General features: G+C 68.4%; 16 protein-coding genes. 5 read left to right on the top strand and 11 right to left on the bottom strand.

The window, feature by feature from the left end:
* Nucleotides 1-58: 58 nt before the first annotated feature.
* From LDO27_RS11955 to LDO27_RS11940, 4 genes are all read right to left on the bottom strand, one after another.
* Nucleotides 59-775, bottom strand: a complete 717-nt coding sequence (locus tag LDO27_RS11955; RefSeq protein ID WP_222201588.1) for a nicotinate-nucleotide adenylyltransferase — start codon at nt 773-775, stop codon at nt 59-61.
* An 11-nt stretch (nt 776-786) separates the two neighbouring features.
* Nucleotides 787-1,698, bottom strand: coding sequence for an oxygen-dependent coproporphyrinogen oxidase (hemF, locus tag LDO27_RS11950; RefSeq protein ID WP_224041967.1), 912 nt, complete (start codon nt 1,696-1,698; stop codon nt 787-789).
* 170 nt (nt 1,699-1,868) lie between these two features.
* The gene (gene purD, locus LDO27_RS11945; protein ID WP_222201586.1) at nt 1,869-3,137 is read right to left on the bottom strand and encodes a phosphoribosylamine--glycine ligase; all 1,269 of its coding nucleotides are present in this window, start codon (nt 3,135-3,137) and stop codon (nt 1,869-1,871) included.
* A gap of 105 nt (nt 3,138-3,242) precedes the next feature.
* Entirely contained in the window at nt 3,243-3,968 is a 726-nt protein-coding gene (locus tag LDO27_RS11940; protein WP_224041965.1) for a YebC/PmpR family DNA-binding transcriptional regulator, read from the bottom strand.
* A gap of 310 nt (nt 3,969-4,278) precedes the next feature.
* Here LDO27_RS11940 and LDO27_RS11935 point away from each other — a divergent pair, with 310 nt between their 5' ends.
* On the top strand, nt 4,279-5,799 hold the full coding sequence (locus tag LDO27_RS11935; protein ID WP_222201584.1) for a helicase HerA-like C-terminal domain-containing protein: 1,521 nt from the start codon (nt 4,279-4,281) through the stop codon (nt 5,797-5,799).
* Between the two features lie 173 nt (nt 5,800-5,972).
* Here the strand turns inward: LDO27_RS11935 and upp are convergent, their stop codons facing one another.
* Nucleotides 5,973-6,623: a uracil phosphoribosyltransferase gene (gene upp / locus LDO27_RS11930; protein ID WP_222201583.1), complete on the bottom strand. Its 651-nt coding sequence runs from the start codon at nt 6,621-6,623 to the stop codon at nt 5,973-5,975.
* 357 nt (nt 6,624-6,980) lie between these two features.
* Here upp and LDO27_RS11925 point away from each other — a divergent pair, with 357 nt between their 5' ends.
* Genes LDO27_RS11925 through LDO27_RS11910 form a run of 4 tightly spaced genes read left to right on the top strand, consistent with a single transcriptional unit; the run spans nt 6,981 to nt 10,266 of the window.
* Nucleotides 6,981-7,928 (top strand): DMT family transporter, encoded by a 948-nt coding sequence (locus LDO27_RS11925; RefSeq protein WP_224041963.1) that lies wholly within the window; start codon nt 6,981-6,983, stop codon nt 7,926-7,928.
* A gap of 58 nt (nt 7,929-7,986) precedes the next feature.
* Nucleotides 7,987-8,775, top strand: coding sequence for an SDR family oxidoreductase (locus LDO27_RS11920; protein WP_224041961.1), 789 nt, complete (start codon nt 7,987-7,989; stop codon nt 8,773-8,775).
* Nucleotides 8,776-8,830: 55 nt separating this feature from the next.
* A complete protein-coding gene (locus LDO27_RS11915) occupies nt 8,831-9,232 on the top strand; it encodes a methylglyoxal synthase (protein WP_224041959.1) in 402 nt (133 codons plus the stop codon).
* A gap of 59 nt (nt 9,233-9,291) precedes the next feature.
* Nucleotides 9,292-10,266, top strand: coding sequence for a quinone oxidoreductase family protein (locus tag LDO27_RS11910; protein WP_222201579.1), 975 nt, complete (start codon nt 9,292-9,294; stop codon nt 10,264-10,266).
* A gap of 57 nt (nt 10,267-10,323) precedes the next feature.
* Here the strand turns inward: LDO27_RS11910 and LDO27_RS11905 are convergent, their stop codons facing one another.
* The 6 genes from LDO27_RS11905 to LDO27_RS11880 form a co-directional block, all read right to left on the bottom strand.
* The gene (locus LDO27_RS11905; RefSeq protein ID WP_222201578.1) at nt 10,324-10,617 is read right to left on the bottom strand and encodes a YkvA family protein; all 294 of its coding nucleotides are present in this window, start codon (nt 10,615-10,617) and stop codon (nt 10,324-10,326) included.
* Between the two features lie 150 nt (nt 10,618-10,767).
* On the bottom strand, nt 10,768-11,910 hold the full coding sequence (locus LDO27_RS11900; RefSeq protein ID WP_224041957.1) for a BMP family ABC transporter substrate-binding protein: 1,143 nt from the start codon (nt 11,908-11,910) through the stop codon (nt 10,768-10,770).
* Nucleotides 11,911-12,007: 97 nt separating this feature from the next.
* Entirely contained in the window at nt 12,008-12,928 is a 921-nt protein-coding gene (locus LDO27_RS11895) for an ABC transporter permease (protein WP_224041955.1), read from the bottom strand.
* Nucleotides 12,929-12,944: 16 nt separating this feature from the next.
* Entirely contained in the window at nt 12,945-14,036 is a 1,092-nt protein-coding gene (locus LDO27_RS11890) for an ABC transporter permease (RefSeq protein WP_222201575.1), read from the bottom strand.
* Nucleotides 14,029-15,615 (bottom strand): ABC transporter ATP-binding protein, encoded by a 1,587-nt coding sequence (locus LDO27_RS11885; RefSeq protein WP_224041952.1) that lies wholly within the window; start codon nt 15,613-15,615, stop codon nt 14,029-14,031. Before LDO27_RS11885 ends, LDO27_RS11890 begins: the two co-directional genes overlap by 8 nt.
* Nucleotides 15,616-15,937: 322 nt before the next feature.
* Nucleotides 15,938-16,876, bottom strand: coding sequence for a pirin family protein (locus tag LDO27_RS11880; protein WP_224041950.1), 939 nt, complete (start codon nt 16,874-16,876; stop codon nt 15,938-15,940).
* Between the last annotated feature and the right edge of the window lie 446 nt (nt 16,877-17,322).

Raw genomic sequence — 17,322 nt, 5'->3', positions numbered from 1 at the left:
GTGGTTGTTCTTTCAGCTGTGATCGGTTGCGGGCTCTGGCCCTTGCCGCCCGCGCTGTTCAGCCATGGCGATAGAGACCGTGGGCGGCAATGTAGTTTGCCACGCCCGGGGGGAGTTGGTCATCCGCCGGCGCGCCGGCGGCGAGGCGCTGGCGCAGGGCGGTGGAGGAGAGGTCGACGGCTAGCGTCTGGTCGATCCACATCCTGCCGGAGGGCGTGGATTGTATCAGGCGGGTGTCCGCCTGCCGCGCGCCCAGTGCTTCCCGCACCGGACCGTCCAGTTGCGCGAGGTCGAAACCGGGTCGCGTGGCCACGCACAGGTGCACGTAGTCGAACAGGTCTTGCCAGCCGTGCCAGGTATCGAGGCGCAGCAATTGGTCGGCGCCCATCAGCCAGGCCAGCGAGGTGGCCGGCCCGTATTGCTCGCGCAACTGCCGTACCGTATCGACGGTGTAGCTGGGGCCGGCGCGGTCCACTTCCATGCGGCTGACATGGACCCGCGCCGGCGCGTCCGCCAGCGCCGCGGCCGCCAGTTCCGTCATGGCCAGGCGATCGCTCGCCGGGGTTACGTCGGCGCCCTTCTGCCACGACTGGCCGGTGGGGATCCACACCAGTTCGTCCAGTCCGAGATGGCCGATATAGAGCCGCGCCAGCGCCAGATGGCCGACATGGGGCGGATCGAAGGTGCCGCCGAGGATGCCCAGGCGGTAGGGCCGGGAGGGAGCCGGGTTTTCGGGCGCGCCGGCGGGCGCGGGGCTCGAAGGATTGCGGTCCATGGATGCGCGCTTCACACCCAGTCGCGCGCGGGCAGGTAGTCGGTGTACAACGCCGCCTCCGCGCTGCCGGGCTGCGGCTGCCAGTCGTAGCGCCACGCGGCGCGCGGCGGCATCGACATCAGGATCGATTCGGTGCGCCCGCCCGACTGCAGGCCGAACAGCGTGCCGCGGTCGAACACCAGGTTGAATTCGACATAGCGCCCCCGCCGGTAGGCCTGGAAGTCGCGCTCGCGTTCGCCGTACGGCTGGTCCTTGCGGGACGCGAGGATGGGCAGGTAGGCGGGCAGGAAGGCATCGCCCACCGCGCGCATCATCGCGAAGCTGCGCTCGAAGCCGAGCGCCTGGAAGTCGTCGAAGAACACGCCGCCGATGCCGCGCGCCTCGCCGCGGTGCTTCAGGTAGAAGTACTCGTCGCACCACTGCTTGAAGCGGGGATAGAGGTCGGTGCCGAACGGGTCGAGCGCGTCCTTGCAGGTGCGGTGGAAATGCCCGCAGTCCTCGGCCTGGCCATAGTAGGGCGTCAGGTCCATGCCGCCGCCGAACCACCAGACCGGCTCCGAGTCCGGCTTGACCGCCAGGAAGCAGCGCACGTTCATATGGACCGTGGGCACGTACGGATTGCGGGGGTGGAACACCAGCGACACGCCCATGGCTTCGAAGCTGCGGCCCGCCAGTTCAGGCCGGTTGGCCGTGGCGGAGGGCGGCAGCGTGTCGCCCATCACGTGCGAGAAGCCCACGCCCGCCCGCTCCATCACCGCGCCTTCCTCGAGGATGCGCGTGCGGCCGCTGCCGCGCAGCCGTTCGGTGGGGGGCTTCTCCCAGGCATCGGTGGCGAACGGCTGTCCGTCGATGGCGGCGACTGCGTCGGTGATGCGGTCCTGAAGACCGAGCAGGTAGGCACGGACTGCCTGGGAATCGATCATGGTGTGCGGATCGGGATCAAAAGGCCGGCATGGCCGGACCGGTCGCCATCGAAGACGGCCGGCACGCGAGCCGATGCACCGCCGTCATGGCGACGTCACGGCGCTGTCATTGTACTGGGTGACGGATGCAGGGGTTTTCCCCGCATCCGCCGACCTGCGCCACGACACGATCAGCGCTTGATGGCGCGGTAGCCGATATCGGTGCGGTACTGCATGCCGTCGAACTGGATCTGCTCGATGGCGGCATAGGCCGCGCGCTGCGCGGCCCGGACCGTATCTGCCAGACCCACCACGCACAGCACGCGGCCGCCCGAGGTGCGCAGCGTGCCGTCGGCCAGCGTGGTGCCGGCGTGGAACGTCACGCTGTCGTCGGTCTCGGCCGGAATGCCGGTGATGGCGTCGCCCTTGCGCGGGGAATCCGGATAGCCGTGGGCGGCCATCACCACGCCCAGGGCGGTGCGGCGGTCCCAGTCCAGTTCGATGCTGTCGAGCTTGCCGTTCACGGCATGCTCCATCACGTCGAACAGGTCGGTCTTCAGGCGCGCCATGATGGGCTGGGTTTCGGGATCGCCCATGCGGCAGTTGAATTCCAGCGTGCGCGGCGTGCCTTCCTTGTCGATCATCAGGCCGGCGTACAGGAAGCCGGTGTACGGAATACCGTCCTTCTCCATGCCGCGCACCGTCGGCATGATGATCTCGCGCAGCACCCGCGCGTGCAGGGCGGGGGTGACCACCGGGGCCGGGGAGTACGCGCCCATGCCGCCGGTGTTCGGGCCGGCGTCGCCGTCCAGCAGGCGCTTGTGGTCCTGGCTGGTGGCCAGCGCGAGCACGTTGTTGCCGTCGACCAGCACGATGAAGCTCGCTTCCTCGCCTTCCAGGAACTGCTCGATCACCACGCGCGCGCCGGCATCGCCCAGCTTGTTGTCGGCCAGCATCATGTCGACCGCGCCGTGGGCCTCTTCCAGCGTGGTGGCGACCACCACGCCCTTGCCGGCGGCCAGGCCGTCGGCCTTGATCACGATCGGCGCGCCCTGCGCGTCGATATAGGCATGCGCCTGCGCGGCATCGGTGAAGGTCTGGTAGGCGGCCGTCGGGATCTGGTGGCGCTGCATGAACGCCTTGGCAAAGTCCTTCGACGATTCGAGCTGCGCCGCGGCCTTCGTCGGCCCGAAGATGCGCAGGCCCTTGGCGCGGAAGATGTCGACGATGCCGGCGGCCAGCGGGGCCTCGGGACCGACCACGGTGAAGTGGACCCCTTCGCGCTCGGCGAAGGCGGCCAGCACCTCGGGGTCGGTCAGCGGAATGTTCTGCAGGCGCTTGTCGAGCGCCGTGCCGCCATTGCCGGGCGCCACGTAGACGACCTGCACCTTGGGGGACTGGGCCAGTTTCCAGGCCAGCGCGTGTTCACGTCCGCCGGAGCCGACAACCAATACTTTCATGATCCACTGCCAGAAAAGAGTCGCATGCGAAGCGGCGGCCGGACCCGGCGAAGCGGATCGCGGCACGCCGCGGTAGGGTGATGCAGAACGAAGCGCCGGGGACCGTCAGTCCTCGATCACCGCGTTGGTAAAGACTTCCTGCACGTCGTCCAGGTTTTCGATGGCGTCGAGCAGCTTCTGCATCCTGGCCGCGTCGTCGCCGGTGAAGACCACCTCGTTCTGCGGCTTCATGATGACGTCGGCCAGCTCGGCCTTGAAGCCGGCGGCTTCCAGCGCGGCCTTGACCGTGCCGAAGTCGTTGGGCGGGCACAGCACCTCGATGGAGCCGTCGTCGTTCGTCACCACGTCGTCGGCGCCGGCTTCGAGCGCCGCTTCCATCAGCTTGTCCTCGGGCGTGCCCGGGCCGAACAGGAACTGGCCGCAATGCGTGAACATGAAGGCGACCGAGCCTTCGGTGCCCATGTTGCCGCCGTGCTTCGAGAAGGCGTGGCGCACTTCGGCGACGGTGCGCGTGCGGTTGTCGGTCAGGCAGTCGACGATGATGGCCGCGCCGGACAGGCCGTAGCCCTCGTAGCGGATTTCCTCGTAGTTGGCGCCCTCGAGCCCGCCCACGCCACGCTGGATCGCGCGCTGGATATTGTCCTTGGGCATGTTCGCGTCCATCGCCTTGTCCATGGACAGGCGCAGCCGCGGATTGGAGTCGGGATCACCGCCGCCGAGCTTGGCGGCCACGGTGATTTCCTTGATCAGGCGGGTCCAGATCTTGCCGCGCTTGGCGTCGGCGGCGGCTTTCTTATGTTTGATATTGGCCCATTTGGAATGACCGGCCATGATTCTCTCCGAAGCGGAATACCTGCGATGTGTGCGTAAGGGCGGGACGGGTGCGGCCTGGCCGCTGTCTGCCAAAGTACGATGCGCTGGCGCGGCATGGGCACCGGATGCCCCGCGCGCCCGGCAAGGGGACCCGTCATGGTGCTGCTGGTCCGGCTTGCCGCTGGCTATAATCGGCCGGAGATTTTATCACGCGCCCCTGCGCCGCCGGCCGCCCGAGACGGCGATTTCCGGCGCGTCGCGGGCGCTCGCGGCCAGCCGGCCGTGCCGCTGCCCGTTCCCCGTCCACCACAGAGCAACCTGACCCGCCATGGCCGACCCCATCGTGATTGCCCGCAATGCCGAACAAGAACTCGCGCTGCTGCCCCAGATGGGCAACCGGCACGGCCTGATCACCGGCGCCACCGGCACCGGCAAGACCGTGACGCTGCAGACGCTGGCGCAGGGCTTCTCGCGGCTGGGCGTGCCGGTGTTCATGGCCGACGTCAAGGGCGACCTGACCGGCATCTCGCAGCCCGGCAAGCTGTCGGACAAGCTCAAGGCCCGGCTCGACGACCTGGGCCTGCCCGAGCCGCAGTGGGGTGCTTGTCCGACCACGCTGTGGGACGTGTTCGGCAAGAAGGGCCACCCCGTGCGCGCCACCGTGTCGGACATGGGCCCGCTGCTGCTCGCGCGGATGCTGGAGCTCAACGATACCCAGCAGGGCGTGCTGAACCTGGTGTTCCGCATCGCCGACGCCAACGGCCTGCTGCTGCTCGATGCCAAGGACCTGCGCGCGATGCTGCAGCACGTGGGCGAGAACGCCAGCCAGTTCACCACCGAGTACGGCAATATCTCGGCCGCGTCGGTCGGCGCCATTCAGCGCGGGCTGATCGCGCTCGAATCGCAGGGCGCGGACGCGTTCTTCGGCGAGCCGATGCTGAACCTGGACGACTTCATGCAGACCGAGAAGGGCATGGGCGTGGTCAATATCCTGGCCGCCGACCAGTTGCTGCATTCGCCCCGGCTCTACGCGACCTTCCTGCTGTGGATGCTCTCGGAGCTGTTCGAGAAGCTGCCCGAGGCAGGCGACCTGGACAAGCCGCGGCTGGTGTTCTTCTTCGACGAGGCGCACCTGCTGTTCAACGACGCGCCCAAGGCCCTGCTGGACAAGATCGAGCAGGTGGTGCGGCTGATCCGCTCCAAGGGCGTGGGCGTGTACTTCGTCACGCAGAACCCTGTCGATATTCCGGACACCGTGCTGGGGCAGCTCGGCAACCGCGTGCAGCACGCGCTGCGGGCCTTCACGCCGCGCGACCAGAAGGCGGTCAAGGTCGCGGCGACGACGATGCGGGCGAACCCGAAGCTGGACCTGGAGACCGCCATCGGGGAACTCGGCGTGGGCGAGGCGCTGGTGTCGCTGCTGGACGCCAAGGGCACGCCCACGGTGACCGAGCGCGCGTGGATCCTGCCCCCGGGCAGCCGTATCGGCCCGATCGACGAGCAGGAGCGGCAGCAGTTGATCGCCGGCTCGCTGGTGGCGGGAACCTACGAAAAGACCGTGGACCGCGAGTCGGCGTACGAGCGCCTCAAGGGCCGGGCGGCCGCGCCGGCGGGCGAAGCCGCACCGGCGCCGCAGGACGCGGAGGCGGGCGAGCGCGGCTGGCTGGATCAGGCAGGGGATCTGTTCGGCGGGCTGACCAAGGGCACGGGCAAGACCGGGCGGGGCGATTCGATTCTGGAGACGATGGCCAAGACGGCCGCGCGTACGGTTGGCTCGCAGGTGGGACGCGAGCTGGTACGCGGGGTGCTGGGAAGTCTGCTGGGGACGGGGAAGAAGGGTCGGCGATGATGTGAGGGCTTGCGGGATGGCAGGCGGTCACCCTCACCCCCGTCCCCTCTCCCGCGTGCGGGAGAGGGGAGCAAACCGATTGCAATACACAGGCTGACGGTGTTCCTCCCCTCTCCCGCCAGCGGGAGAGGGCCGGGCGTGAGGGTGACCGGTCGCCAAGCGCGACTGTTTTCTCAGTTCTTCGTCCCGAACAACCGGTCCCCGGCATCGCCGAGCCCCGGGATGATGTAGGCATGGCTGTCCAGATGGCTGTCCAGCGATGCCACATAAAGCTTCACGCCGGGATGGGCCTTCTGGAAGACTTCGACGCCTTCGGGCGCGGCGACCAGCGCCACGAACGTGATGGCCTCGTCCTTGACGCCGCGGCGCTTGAGCACGTCGACCGCATGGGCCGCCGAGTAGCCGGTGGCCACCATCGGATCGCACAGGATGAAGCTGCGGTCCTCTACGTCCGGCAGGCGCACCAGGTATTCCACGGGGCGATGCTGCTCGTCGCGGTACACGCCGATATGGCCGATGCGCGCCGACGGAATCAGCTCGACCAGGCCGTCGCTCATGCCGACCCCGGCGCGCAGCACCGGCACGATGGTCAGCTTCTTGCCCGCGATCACCGGCGCGTCCAGCTCGACCAGCGGCGTCTCGATGCGGCGCGTGGTCAGCGGCAGGCTGCGCGTGATTTCATAGCCCATCAGCAGCGTGATCTCGCGCAGCAGCTCGCGGAACGTGCGCGTCGAGGTATCGCGATCCCGCATGTGCGACAGCTTGTGCTGGATCAGCGGGTGGTCGAGGATGAACAGGTTGGGAAAGCGCGGGTCTTGCTTCATGGCGGTAGCGGCTCGGCGGGAAATGGGCAGCAAAAGGGGCGACGAAAGGGCGGCGAAAGGGCGGCAACGGGGCGAGAGAGGGGAAGGCGCCGTCCAGCGCGATCGTGCGCGAAACCGGCGCAGGCGGCTCGCGCCGCCGACGAAGCCTTCGACTCCAATGGAGCGGGATTGTAATGGAAGCCGCCGCCTGCACCGCTGCTCCGTCGCCCGCGCCGGTGCCCGCCGATGCGCATGCGGCTTTTGGCATACAATCGTCGCGTCGCGCGCCGCCCCTCGGCGCTGCGCGCTGACCTCCATGCCGCCCGATCACGCCCGGCGTGGCGCCGCCACTCCGTTCGCAGTCATTCCGTTTCTCTCGTGTCCGCTTCCCAGAAATCCCTTGCCCTTCCCGCCGCGTCCGTGTCCGGGCAGCGCGCCGGGCTGGCCGTCGCCGCCATCGGCGCGGTGCTGTTCTCCGGCAAGGCCATCGTCGCCAAGCTGATGTACCGCTACAACGTCGATGCGGTGATGGTGCTGACGCTGCGCATGCTGTTCGCCGTGCCGCTGTTCATGGCCATCGGCTGGTGGCAGTCGCGCAAGCTCCCCCCGCTGTCGTGGGCCGACCGGGGCCGCATCGTGATGCTGGGCTTTATCGGGTACTACCTGTCGAGCTTCCTCGATTTCATTGGTCTCCAGTACATCACCGCGGGCCTGGAGCGGCTGATTCTCTTCCTGACGCCGTCCTTCGTGCTGCTGGCGACCGCCTTCTGGCTCAAACGCCCGATCAGCGCTCGCCAGTGGCTGTCGCTGCTGCTGGCCTATGCCGGCATCGTGCTGGTATTCGTGCACGATCTCGACGTGAGCGGCAGCCAGGTATGGCTGGGCGGTGCGCTGGTGCTGGGCAGCGCGCTGACCTACGCGATCTATCTGATCGCCAGCGGCGAACTGGTCAGCCGGGTCGGCTCGCTGCGCCTGGTGGCGTATGCGATGTGCGTGTCCACCGCCTGCTGCATCATCCAGTACCTGGTGCTGCGGCGCCCGCTGGCCGAACTGCTGCAACCCGCGCCGGTGATGTGGCTGTCGCTGGTCAACGCCGTGTTCTGCACCGTGTTGCCCGTATCCATGACCATGATGGCCGTGGCGCGCATCGGCGCACCGATGGTCTCGCAGGCCGGCATGATCGGCCCGGTATCGACCCTGTTCCTCGGATTCTGGCTGCTGGGCGAACCCATGACGTGGGTCCAGCTGGTCGGCAGCGCGCTCGTCATGGGCGGCATCTATCTGCTGTCGGTCAAGCCGCGGGTTGCCGCGCAGCCAGCCCGATAACGTCATCAAGCAAGGACGGCGCGTCGCCCGTCACGATCACAAGCAAGGAGAAACGGAAATGGACTTTGGATTGCGCGGAAAGCATGCGCTGGTATGCGGTGCCAGCAAGGGCCTGGGTTTTGCCTGCGCCGATGCGCTGGCGGCCGAGGGTGTCGATGTGGTGATCGTGGCGCGCGGCGCCGAGGCGCTGGAGAAGGCCGCGGCCGATCTGCGCGCGCGGCACGGCCGGCGCGTGCTGGCGGTGGCGACGGACATCACCACGCCGGAAGGCCGCAAGCTGGCGCTCGAAGCGGCGGCGAAGCTGGGCGACCTGGATATCCTGGTCAACAACGCGGGCGGGCCGCCGCCGGGCAATTTCCGCGACTGGGACCGCGACACGTGGATCGCCGCGCTCGATGCCAACATGCTCACGCCGATCGAACTGATCAAGGCCACCGTGGACGGCATGATCGCCCGCAAGTGGGGCCGCATCATCAATATCACCAGCGGCGCGGTCAAGGCGCCGATCGACGTGCTGGGCCTGTCCAATGGCGCGCGCTCGGGCCTGACCGGCTTCGTCGCCGGCGTGGCGCGGGAGGTCGCCCAGCATGGCGTGACCATCAACAACCTGCTGCCGGGACCGTTCAATACCGACCGCCTGTTCAAGACCATGGAAGGCGCGGCCAAGAAGGCCGGCCTGCCCATCGACGAGGTGGCCCAGCGCCGCGCCGCCGCCAATCCGAGCCGCCGCTTCGGCGACCCCGCCGAGTTCGGCGCCACCTGCGCCTTCCTGTGCAGCCAGCAGGCGGCGTACATGACGGGCCAGAACGTGCTGCTCGATGGCGGCGCCTATCCCGGCACGTTCTGAGCCGGCGCGTTTCCTGGCAAGAACTGTCCGTCCCAACGTTCCGGCGAGCCGCACCATGACCTATCCCCGCATCGCGCTGATCGCGCATGACCGCAAGAAGGACGAGATCGTCGCGTTCGCCGCGCGGCACCGCGATTTCCTCGCGCGCTGCGAACTGCTGGCCACCGGCACCACCGGTGGCCGGCTGGTCGACGAGGTGGGGCTCGCGGTCACGCGCATGCTGTCCGGCCCGTGGGGCGGCGACCTGCAGATCGGCGCGCAGCTGGCCGAGGGCCGCGTCGGCGCCGTGGTCTTCCTGCGCGACCCCATGACCCCGCAGCCGCACGAGCCCGATATCAACGCGCTGGTGCGTGCCTGCGACGTGCACGACGTGCCGTGCGCGACCAATGTCGCCACCGCGGAACTGCTGATCGCCGAACTGCGCAGGCGCAGCGAGGCCCGCGGCGAGCCGGACTGACCGCACGCCGCGCGGCACCAACACACCATCCCCATTCGCGAAGTCAGGAGAGCAACGCAATGAGCAAAGCCATTCGCATCTACGAGAACGGCGGACCCGAGGTCATGCAGTGGGTCGACGTGGAAATCGGCGAGCCCGGTCCCGGCGAAATCCGCGTGCGGCACGAAGCGGTGGGCCTGAACTATATCGACGTGTATTTCCGCACGGGCCTGTACAAGCAGCCGCTGCCCGGCGGCATCGGCATGGAAGGGGCCGGCGTGGTCGAGGCCGTGGGGCCCGGCGTGACGCATCTCAAGGCGGGCGACCGCGTCGCCTACGCGGGGCGCCCGACCGGCTCCTACGCGCAGGCGCGCGTGATGCCGGCCGATATCGTGGTGAAGCTGCCGGACGCGGTGTCGTTCGAGCAGGCCGCCGCGATGATGATGCAGGGCCTGACCGTGCAATACCTCGTGCGCGACAGCTATCGCGTGCAGCCGGGCGACACCGTGCTGCTGCATGCGGCGGCGGGCGGCGTGGGACTGATCGCCTGCCAGTGGCTCAAGGCGCTGGGCGCCACCGTGATCGGCACCGTCGGCAGCGACGACAAGGCCGCGCTGGCCAAGGCACATGGCTGCGACCACACCATCGTCTATTCGCGCGAGCCGTTCCTGGAGCGCGTCAAGGAAATTACCGGCGGCAAGGGCGTGCCGGTGGTCTACGACTCGATCGGCAAGGACACCTTCAACGACTCGCTGGACTGCCTGTCGCCGCGCGGCACCATGGTGATCTTCGGCAACGCCTCCGGCCCGGTGCCCCCGTTCGACGTGGGCCTGCTCGGCAGCAAGGGTTCGCTGCGGCTCACACGCCCGACGATCATGACCTATGTGACGCAGCGCCAGTTGCTGGAGCCGATGGCGGCGGAGTTGTTCGATGTGGTGACCAGCGGAAAGGTGAAGATCGAGATCCGCCAGCGCTACGCGCTGTCGGACGCGGCGCAGGCGCACCGCGATCTGGAGAGCCGCAAGACCACCGGCTCGACGATCCTGCTGCCGTAAGGCAGCGGAGCATGGAAAAAGGGCCGCGTCGCGGCCCTTTTTCTTGCGGGTAAGCGTTCAGTGCGGACGCACGCGGGTGGCGGTCGCCCGCATCTGCGCCTGCCGCAGGATATGCGGTGGCAGGCGCCTGAGCATGAAGTGGACGGCCAGCGGGATCAGCACCACGTCATCGACGATCCCCAGGCCGGCCACCAGATCCGGCACCAGGTCGATGGGCGAGATCGCGTAGAACAGCAGGCCCAGGGCGGCGGGCTTGAGCCATGCCGGCGCATCGGGGTGCCGCAGGGCGTACCACAGCAAGCGGCCGTCGCGCCGCACGAGCGTCCATAGCGCCGAAAATTTCTTCCACATGTGAGGCCTCCTTCACGGGTGGTCTGATCCTGCAATGGTCAGCCATGCCAGTTTAGGTTGGGCCGTTGCGGATCGGTTCAAGTCAATGCGATCCGGCCGGCGCGCAATCGCCGCCATCCCGCCAGCGCGGGATGGCAGCGGGCCCCCGGGTCAGCCCGGAATCTTGCCTTCCACGCCCTCGACGTAGAACTTCACGTTGTGCAGGAATTTGTCGTCGGCGACCTGGTCGGCGGCGAGTTGTTCCTTGCCCGTGTTGTCCTTGACGGGGCCCTTCCAGATCGGCGCGGTGCCATCGACGATGCCCTTCTTGCGCTCGGCGACCAGCGCCTTGACGTCCTCGGGCACGTCGCCGTTGTACGCCTTCAGGTCGATCATGTTCTCCTTCAGACCCCACCAGGTGGTGTTCGTCTTCCACTGGTTGTTGAGCACGTCCTCGACGACCTTGTTGTAGTAGACGCCCCACGTGATCACCGAGGCGGCCAGGTGCGCCTTCTCGCCGAACCGGGTCATGTCGCTGTCCCAGCCGAACGCATGCACGCCCTTTTCCTGCGCGGTCTGCACCACGGCGGCGGAATCGGTGTTCTGCATCAGCATGTCGACGCCCTGGCCGATCAGCGTGGTGGCGGCTTCGCGCTCCTTGCCCGGATCGAACCACTTGTTGACCCAGACGACCTTGACCGTGGCGTTCGGATTGACGCTGCGCGCGCCCAGCGCGAACGAGTCGATATTGCGGATCACTTCGGGAATGGGTACCGAGGCCACCACGCCCATCTTGCCGGTCTTGCTCATCTTGCCGGCGACCACGCCGGCCAGGTAGGCGCCCTCGTAGGTGCGCACGTCGTACTGGGCGACGTTCTCGGCGGTCTTGAAGCCGGTCGCGTGCTCGAACTTGACGTCCGGAAATTCCTTGGCGACCTTGAGCATCGATTCCATGTAGCCGAAGGTGGTGCCGAAGATCAGCTTGTTGCCCTGGCTGGCCAGGTCGCGGAACACGCGTTCCGCGTCGGAGGCCGACTCGGGCACGTTCTCGACGTAGGTGGTCTTGACCTTGTCGCCGAACTTTTCTTCCACGGCCTTGCGGCCGTTGTCGTGGGCGTAGGTCCAGCCGGCGTCGCCCACCGGTCCGATATAGACGAAGGCAACCTTCAGCGGCTCGGCCTTCTGCTCGGCGGCCGGTGCGCCGGGCGCGGCCGTTTCGGCCGGCTTGTCGGCGTCCTTCTTGCCGCAGCCGGCGAGGGCCAGCAGGGTGGTGGCGGCAAGGGCCGCCAGGGTTTGCCTGCGGGTGACGATCATGATTTCTCCTGGGTGATGATGGTGTTCAAGGCTGGAAAACGCCCGGCGCGCGCTGGCCCGTTGTTCTCGCGCGCCGTGGCATGGTAGCGCCCGGGCGTCAGGCATTGCCCGGGCGGAATGGCTTGCCGAGCGAGGCCGGCATGTTCAGGCGGATCCAGGCGGGATTGCGCGAGATCAGCGCCAGCACCACGATGGTGGCCGCATACGGCAGCATCGACAGGATCTGCGAGGGGACCGACACGCCGATGCCTTGCAGGTAGAACTGCAGGATGGTCACGGCGCCGAACAGCCACGCGCCCACGAGCACGCGTCCCGGCCGCCAGGTGGCGAAGGTGGTCAGCGCCAGCGCGATCCAGCCGCGCCCCGCCACCAGGTTCTCGACCCACATCGGGGTGTAGACCAGCGACAGATAGGCGCCCGCGAGCCCGCAGCAGCCGCCGCCGAACAGCAGCGCGCCGAAGCGGATCAGGCGCACCGGATAGCCGAGGGCATGGGCGGATTCGGGCGACTCGCCCACCGCGCGCAGCGTCAGGCCGGCGCGCGTGCGGAACAGGAACCACATGATGGCCCCGCACAGCAGCACGCTGACATAGACCATCCAGTGATGCTGGAAGAAGGCCGGCCCGAAGAAGGGCAGGTCCGCCAGTCCTGGAATGGCGCGCGCCTGGGCCGGCATGGCCAGGCCCACGAAGCGCTGGCCCATGAAGGCAGACAGCCCGGTGCCGAAGATCGACAGCGCGAGGCCGGTGGCGACCTGGTTGGTGGCCAGCACCAGGGCGAGCCAGGAGAACAGCGCGGCCATCGCCATGCCGGCGAGCGCGCCCGCGGCGAAGCCGATCAGCGGCGACTGGGTCTGGTAGCCGATCATGAAGCCGAAGACCGCGGCCACGAGCATCATGCCTTCGGCGCCCAGGTTCAGCACGCCGGCGCGCTCGTTGATCAGCAGGCCCAGGGCGGCCAGCAGCAGAGGCGTGCCGGCGTTGATCGCCGTGGCGATGAGGGGAGCGAATTGTTCCATAGCGTGGGCGGCCTCGTCAGGCCGCGGTGGCGCGCCAGCGCAGGCGGTTGTCAATGAGGGAGTCGCAGGCGAGCAGGAAGAACAGCAGCATGCCCTGGAACACCCAGCCGAGCGCGGAGGGCAGGCCCAGCCGGGACTGCGCCATCTCGCCACCGATATAGAACAGCGACATCACGATGCCGCCGAACACCGCGCCGACCGGGTGCAGCCGCCCGACGAAGGCCACGATGATCGCGGTGAACCCGTAGCCCGGCGAGATCGAGGGCAGCAGCTGCCCGATCGGGCCGGTCACCTCGAACGCGCCCGCCAGGCCCGCGAAGCCGCCCGAGATCAGCAGCGCGCTCCACAGCGACGAGCGCGCCGAGAAGCCCGCATAGCGCGCCGCCGCGGGCGCGGTGCCGCCCACCTGGAGCCGGTAGCCGGCGAAGCTGCGGAAGATGAACACCGTCATCACCGCCACCAGCACCAGCATCACGGCGAAGCCGGCGTGCAGCCGCGAGCCCGACAGCAGGTTGGGCAGCAGGAATTCGGACGAGAACACCTTGGACTGCGGGAAGTTCATGCCCTGCGGATCCTTCAGCGGCCCGTTGACCATGTACAGGATCAGTTGCTGGGCGATATACGTCAGCATCAGCGAGACGAGGATCTCGTTGGCGTTGAAGCGGTCCTTCAGCAAGGCGGTGATGGCCGCCCACAGCATGCCGCCGACGACGCCGGCGAGCGCGGCCAGCACCAGCACCAGCGGGCCGCTCATGCCATGGTCCGGGACATCGAACCACAGTACCGTGGCGCCGGCGAAGATGCCGCCCACCACCAGCTGGCCTTCCGCGCCGATATTCCACACATTGGCGCGGTAGCACACGCACAGGCCGAGCGCGACCAGCACCAGCGGCACGGTCTTGAGCAGGACCTCGCCGATGGCGCGCCTGTCCTTGAGCGGGTCTACCAGGAAGACCTTGAGGCCCGCGACCGGGTCCTTGCCCAACAGCAGGAACAGCAGCGCGCCAAACGCGAGCGTTAGCGCCAGCGCAATAAACGGAGAGGCATAAGCCATGCGGCGCGAGGGCAGGCCGCGCGGCGCCAGCGACAGGGGCATCCAGTCAGCCATGGGTCAGGCCCTCCGCGTGCGCGCCCTGGCCGGCGGGTCCGCCGGTCCACAGGCCGCTCATCCACAGCCCGATCTGTTCGCGTGTGGCCGCCTCCGTGGGGATCGATGGCGACAGGCGGCCCTTGGCGATCACGTGCAGGCGGTCGCAGATGGCGAACAGCTCGTCGAGCTCTTCCGAGACCACGAGCACCGCGCAGCCCGTGGCCTTCAGCGCCAGGATCTCGTTGTGGATCTGCGCCGCGGCGCCGACGTCGACGCCCCAGGTGGGCTGGGCAACGATCAGCACCTTCGGACCGCTCTCGATCTCGCGGCCCACGATGAATTTCTGCAGATTGCCGCCCGACAGGCTTTTCGCCAGCGCATCCGGGCCGCTCGCCTTGACGCGGAAGCGCTGGATGATGGCCGCGGCCAGCCCGGCGGCGGCGGCCGGCGAAATCAGTCCGCGCCGGACGAAGGGGGCGGTCTGGTGCGACAGCAGCGTATTGGCGCCCAGGCTCATGCCGGGCACCGCGCCACGGCCCAGGCGCTCCTCCGGCACGAAGGCGAGGCCGGCGCGGCGGCGCGCGCGTGCATCGAGCTTGCCGACGGGCTTGCCGTCCAGCGCGACCGCATCGCGCGCGCCGCGCGCGTCCTCGCCGGAGAGCGCGGCCAGCAGTTCCTGCTGGCCGTTGCCCGATACGCCAGCGATGCCGACGATCTCGCCCGCACGCACGTCCAGCGCGATGCCGTCGAGCTCGGTAGCGAACGCGTGCGAGCGCGGCAGGCTCAGTCCGCGCACGGTCAGGCGCGCGGCGCCCGGCTCGGCGCTCACGCGCGTCTCGCGCGGCGGCTCCCCGCCGATCATCAGCCGGGACAGCGAGGCCGCGCTTTCCTCGCGCGGGTCGCACACGCCGGTGACCCGGCCCATGCGCATCACGGTCGCGTGGTGGCACAGCTCGCGGATCTCGTCGAGCTTGTGGCTGATATAGAGAATGCTGGTGCCTTCGGCGGCCAGCTGGCGCAGGGTCACGAACAGCGTCTGCACCGCCTGCGGGGTCAGCACCGAAGTCGGCTCGTCGAGAATCAGCAGCTGAGGCCGGGCCAGCAACGCGCGGACGATTTCCACGCGCTGGCGCTCGCCCACCGACAGGGTATGGACATGACGGTCCGGCTCCAGCGGCAGGCCATAGCGCTGCGCGGTGGCGCGGATGCGCTCGGCCAGCTGCCTCATCGACGCGCCCTTGCCGCCTTCGGCATCGGGCAGCCGTCCGCCGGGAAGGCCCAGTGCGATGTTCTCGGTGACGGTCAGCGTATCGAACAGCGAGAAATGCTGGAACACCATCGCGATGCCGAGGTTGCGGGCATCGTGCGGACTGCCGATGATGACGGGCGCGCCGTTGAAGTGCATCTGCCCCGCGTCGGGCTTGACCGCGCCGAAGATGATCTTCATCAGCGTCGATTTGCCGGCGCCGTTTTCGCCGAGAACGGCATGGATTTCGCCGGGGGCGACGGCCAGCGATACGTCGTCGTTCGCGGTCACGCCGGGATAGCGCTTGACGATGTGCGATAGCGCCAACCTGGGAGGGGTCTGTGGTGTCACTGAAGCGGCTCGATTGTTGGTGTCGGCACCCGTGGTCTTTCCGAACGAGGCGCAATGCGCGTGCGGCCTGTTTTGCCGCACGGCGTTGCGCCATTCATCATGACCATGTGATGCCCGTTATTCGCCCGCGATTATATAAGCGGGCGGGGGGCTGGCGACCGGTTGACGACGCGGATGCCGGCCCCGCAATGCCTGCACGGTGGTTGCAAGTCGCATGCCGGGGCAGGCACGCGAGGATGGGGCGCAAAAAAAAACGCGCCCGGACGGGCGCGTGGGAGAGGAGAGGGCCGTCACCCCGCGGGGTGCCGCGATGGCGGTGGCCTCAGGCCGCGGGGGCCGCCGCGTTGAACCTGCCTTCGCGGAAGTCGGCCAGGGTCTGGTAGATCTGCTCCTGCGTGTTCATCACGAACGGCCCGTACTGCACGATGGGCTCGCCCAGCGGCTTGCCGGCGATCAGCAGCAGGCGCGCGTCGGCCGAGGCGGTCAGCGTGACGCCGTCCGCCTGCGCATCGTTGTCCAGCACGCCCATGCGCTGCGGCTCCAGCACGATGGCGTCGCTGCCTTCGCCGACAGTGACCTCGCCGCGATAGACATAGACGAACGCGTTATGTCCGGCCGGCAACGCCTGCGAGAACGTCTGGCCCGCGGGCAAGGCGATATCCAGGTACAGCGGCTCGGTCACCGGACGCGTCATCGCACCCTCCACGCCGTGGGACCGGCCGGCCAGCACGCGGGCCACAGCGCCATTGGGCAGGGCCACCGCGGGGATCGCATCCGACGGAATGTCGCGGTACCAAGGCGTGGTCATCTTGTCGGACGCCGGCAGGTTCAGCCACAGCTGAAAGCCTTCCATGCTGCCGTCTTCCTGCTCGGGCATCTCCGAGTGGATCACGCCCGAGCCCGCCACCATCCACTGCGCGCCGCCGTTCTCGAGCAGGCCCTCGTTGCCGGCGCTGTCGCGATGGCGCATGCGGCCGGCCAGCATGTAGGTGATGGTCTCGAAGCCGCGGTGCGGGTGGTCGGGAAAGCCGCCGATGTAGTCGTCCTTGCTGTCGGTGCCGAAGGCATCGAGCATCAGGAAGGGGTCGAGCCGGCGTTGCAGATTCTGCGTCAGCACGCGGGTGAGCTTGACGCCCGCACCGTCCGAGGTCGCGATGCCGCGCACCACGCGATCGACCGTGCGCGAGCGGCGCACGGTTTCCTCGGCGCTGGCGGGAACGGCGGTCGCGGTGGGGTGGTCGGCGAGGCGAGTGGTTTCCATGTTGTCTTCTCCGGTAAGGGGAACGGCCCCCGCGGCATTCGCGCGGCGGCCTGGCATGCATCCAATGTACGGGTTTGGCGCGAAAACAGTAGGGGGACGGGAGGCAACTCATTGTTCTGCTGATGGAACGGCAGTGGCATGAGTGAGGCGGAAAACGAAACGACGCCTGGCGGAACGGGGCGCGCACCGGCGCGCGACCGGGAGTGCCGGCAACGCCGGATTTCGCAGGAAATTGCCGGCGAAACTCCGGCGGCGCAATCAGGTGGTGACAAGATGCCAGAAATTGGCTAGAATAGCGGCCGCATTGCCATCCGTTGCTGAAAGTTATCGCGCCGTCACCGGCGTCGGGTCTTCCCAGCACGGCCGAATCAATCCGACGGCGCGCCGCAATCCACATACAGCGCCGTCACCCTTGGCCATCGCCCTGCCTGCCGGCAAGGCTTGCG

This window comes from Cupriavidus respiraculi, from assembly GCF_914271545.1.
In the GTDB taxonomy this organism is placed as follows: domain Bacteria; phylum Pseudomonadota; class Gammaproteobacteria; order Burkholderiales; family Burkholderiaceae; genus Cupriavidus; species Cupriavidus respiraculi.
Note: the sequence above shows the minus strand (reverse complement) of the source record. Positions and strands in the feature narration are given on the sequence as shown.

Excerpts from the sequence above, each read along its gene's own strand:
- LDO27_RS11955 (WP_222201588.1), bottom strand. The coding sequence starts at position 775 with ATGGACCGCAATCCTTCGAGCCCCGCGCCCGCCGGCGCGCCCGAAAAC.
- hemF (WP_224041967.1), bottom strand. The coding sequence starts at position 1,698 with ATGATCGATTCCCAGGCAGTCCGTGCCTACCTGCTCGGTCTTCAGGAC.
- purD (WP_222201586.1), bottom strand. The coding sequence starts at position 3,137 with ATGAAAGTATTGGTTGTCGGCTCCGGCGGACGTGAACACGCGCTGGCC.
- LDO27_RS11940 (WP_224041965.1), bottom strand. The coding sequence starts at position 3,968 with ATGGCCGGTCATTCCAAATGGGCCAATATCAAACATAAGAAAGCCGCC.
- LDO27_RS11935 (WP_222201584.1), top strand. The coding sequence starts at position 4,279 with ATGGCCGACCCCATCGTGATTGCCCGCAATGCCGAACAAGAACTCGCG.
- upp (WP_222201583.1), bottom strand. The coding sequence starts at position 6,623 with ATGAAGCAAGACCCGCGCTTTCCCAACCTGTTCATCCTCGACCACCCG.
- LDO27_RS11920 (WP_224041961.1), top strand. The coding sequence starts at position 7,987 with ATGGACTTTGGATTGCGCGGAAAGCATGCGCTGGTATGCGGTGCCAGC.
- LDO27_RS11915 (WP_224041959.1), top strand. The coding sequence starts at position 8,831 with ATGACCTATCCCCGCATCGCGCTGATCGCGCATGACCGCAAGAAGGAC.
- LDO27_RS11910 (WP_222201579.1), top strand. The coding sequence starts at position 9,292 with ATGAGCAAAGCCATTCGCATCTACGAGAACGGCGGACCCGAGGTCATG.
- LDO27_RS11905 (WP_222201578.1), bottom strand. The coding sequence starts at position 10,617 with ATGTGGAAGAAATTTTCGGCGCTATGGACGCTCGTGCGGCGCGACGGC.
- LDO27_RS11900 (WP_224041957.1), bottom strand. The coding sequence starts at position 11,910 with ATGATCGTCACCCGCAGGCAAACCCTGGCGGCCCTTGCCGCCACCACC.
- LDO27_RS11895 (WP_224041955.1), bottom strand. The coding sequence starts at position 12,928 with ATGGAACAATTCGCTCCCCTCATCGCCACGGCGATCAACGCCGGCACG.
- LDO27_RS11890 (WP_222201575.1), bottom strand. The coding sequence starts at position 14,036 with ATGGCTGACTGGATGCCCCTGTCGCTGGCGCCGCGCGGCCTGCCCTCG.
- LDO27_RS11880 (WP_224041950.1), bottom strand. The coding sequence starts at position 16,876 with ATGGAAACCACTCGCCTCGCCGACCACCCCACCGCGACCGCCGTTCCC.